The organism is Hymenobacter agri, from assembly GCF_054778495.1.
Window position 1 is genome coordinate 1 of sequence record NZ_BAAGZM010000636.1, and the last position, 2,355, is coordinate 2,355.

The 2,355-nt window shown below is 62.0% G+C and carries 2 protein-coding genes; both read right to left on the reverse strand.

The genetic code is table 11. From position 1 onward, the window contains the following. Positions 1-234 precede the first annotated feature (234 nt). Complete coding sequence (locus ACYVDE_RS20440) at positions 235-972, reverse strand: LytR/AlgR family response regulator transcription factor (RefSeq protein ID WP_460503383.1); 738 nt, start codon at positions 970-972, stop codon at positions 235-237. A 110-nt stretch (positions 973-1,082) separates the two neighbouring features. Continuing rightward, positions 1,083-2,129, reverse strand: coding sequence for a sensor histidine kinase (locus tag ACYVDE_RS20445; RefSeq protein WP_460503384.1), 1,047 nt, complete (start codon positions 2,127-2,129; stop codon positions 1,083-1,085). Positions 2,130-2,355 lie beyond the last annotated feature (226 nt).

Genomic DNA, 2,355 nt, shown 5'->3' on the forward strand with positions numbered 1-2,355 from the left:
CGTGGCTGGTGCCCGCCAGCAGCGAAAGTATTAGCGCAGCCCGGCGCGAAGTGGAAAGGAAGGCCATGATGCAGAAAGGAGAGGTGAGAAAAGCCGTTTTCAGGAGCTGGGCCGGCAGTTGCCTGAACCCGAAGCAAACCTAAGCGAGGCCCCCCCGGCCTGCCACATTATTACACCAACCCGGCCAAATGAAGGACGAACGGGGCCGTTTCCGGGTAGTCTTGCCGGCCGGGGCTACTCGGCGGGCTTGCCGCCCACCACGTGCCGCTGCAGCGCCTCGAAGAAACCGCGGCGGTAGGTGTCGCCGAGCGGGGCGGTGGCCTTGCCGTCGCGGAAAAGAATCAGGTTGCCGTCGAGGGCCTTGATTTTATCGAGCGACACGATGTAGGACTTGTGCACGCGCATGAACCGGCTGGCTGGCAGCCGCTCCTGCAGGTCCTTGATGTTGAGCAGGGTGATGATGCGCTCCTGCTCGGTGTAGATGGACACGTAGTTCTTCAGCCCCTCCACGTACACGATGTCGTTGAAGGCCACCTTGCGCATGTGGCCCTTGCTGTCGCCCTTCACGAAAATGTAGTCGTCGGGCAGGGCCACGGGCGTCATCGGCATCGTGACGGGCGCCTGGGCTCGTAGCGCCTTCTGGCTGGCTTTGAGGAAGCGCTCGAAGGCAATAGGCTTGAGCAGGTAGTCCAGCGCTTCGAGCTCGAAGGCCGGCACGGCAAACTCGCTGTAGGCCGTGGTGAAGATGACCTGGCACTTGCCGCGCAGCAGCGGCAGCACCTCCAGCCCCGAGAGCTGCGGCATGTGAATGTCGAGAAATACGAGGTCGACGGGCTGGGTGGCTACCAGCCGCAGAGCTTCGAGCGGGTTGGTGGTGGTGCCGGCCAGGGTGAGAAACGGCGTTTTCTCCACGAACTGGCGCAGGATGTCGATGGCGCCTTGCTCATCGTCAACAATCAGGCAGGAAATCACTTGAGTAAGGAGCTTTTCTAATGTGAACGTGTATGGCGTTTGTCATCCTGAGCATTCTGCGCATCAAGCAGAATGCTCAGGATGACAAACGTCCGGCCGCCCCCGCCGGCCTACAGCGCCATCTGCAGGTGCGCCGTGTAACAGTCGGGCTCGTCGGCAATGGCGAGGCGGTAGCGGTTGGCGTACACAGCATCGAGGCGGCGGCGGGTGTTGTCGAGGCCGATGCCGGTGGAGTGCTCGACGGGGCCGGTGCGCTTGCGGTTGCGGGTGTAGAGCTCCAGCTCGTTGTCGCGGATGCTGAGGCGCAGCAGCAGCGGGTGCTGGGCATCGAACAGCTCGCCGTGCTTGAAGCAGTTCTCGACGAAGGTGATGAGCACGAGCGGCAAAATCATGAGGTACTGCGTGTTGCCGGCCACCTCAAACTGCACCTGTAGGGCGTTGCCGAAGCGCAGCTGGTTCAGAGCCAAGTAATTGCGCAGGTGCTGTACTTCTTTTTCCAGCATCACCTTGCCGTGCTCGCCGCCCTCGTTCAGGGCGTAGCGCATGATGTCGGAGAGTAGCAGCACGCTCTTGGCCGTGGGTTCGGAGAGCGGGTACACCTGCGAGTACAGGAAGTTGAGCGCGTTGAAGAGGAAGTGCGGGTTAATCTGGCTTTTGAGGAAAGCAATATCGGCTTCGAGCAGGCTGCGCTCCTGCACCCGCAGCTGGTGCTCCTGCTCGCGCAGTTGCCGCTGCATGGCAATGGCGTGCTTGGCGTAGGCATACACCATGCTGTAGGCCAGAAAAGCCGTGGCCCGGAAATACGCCAGCGCGAAAAAAACGCGCGGCTTGCCCCAGGGCATCACCAGCTGAGCCACGCCCATGCGGGGCAGCAAGTAGGAGTTCAGCACAAACTTCGCGGCGCCGTACAGCAGCAGCGCCGCGCCTAGCCCACCCGCGTACGCCAGAAACCGGCGGCGGATGAAAAAAGCTGGAAATAGCCACAAAGCATTGGCATACACCAGAATAGCATACAGCAGCCAGTTCAGTGCCGTGTCCCAGACGTTGGGCGTTGGCGCTTCGGCCAGTGTGAGAAAGCCAATTTCGAAGCCGTAGTAGGCCAGCCACACCCCCAGGTGCAGCAAAATGGTTTTGACGCGAACGGCCGGCAGCGGCATGCTAATGGAGGAAGGGGCAAGCGAAAGCGCAAAGGTGCTCATAAATTGGCCGGGCTGGAAAGAAACAGGCCCCGCTTGCCCGCCCTCGTGGGGCACGCGCGGAGGTTTGAAACAAACCTAGCCCCCCCGCCCACGCCGCCCAACATTATTACACCAACCGCCCGTTTGGCGGTATCAACGGCCCGGCGGGTGGGGCGCCCGGCCAGCCAAACGCCCCACCCGCCGG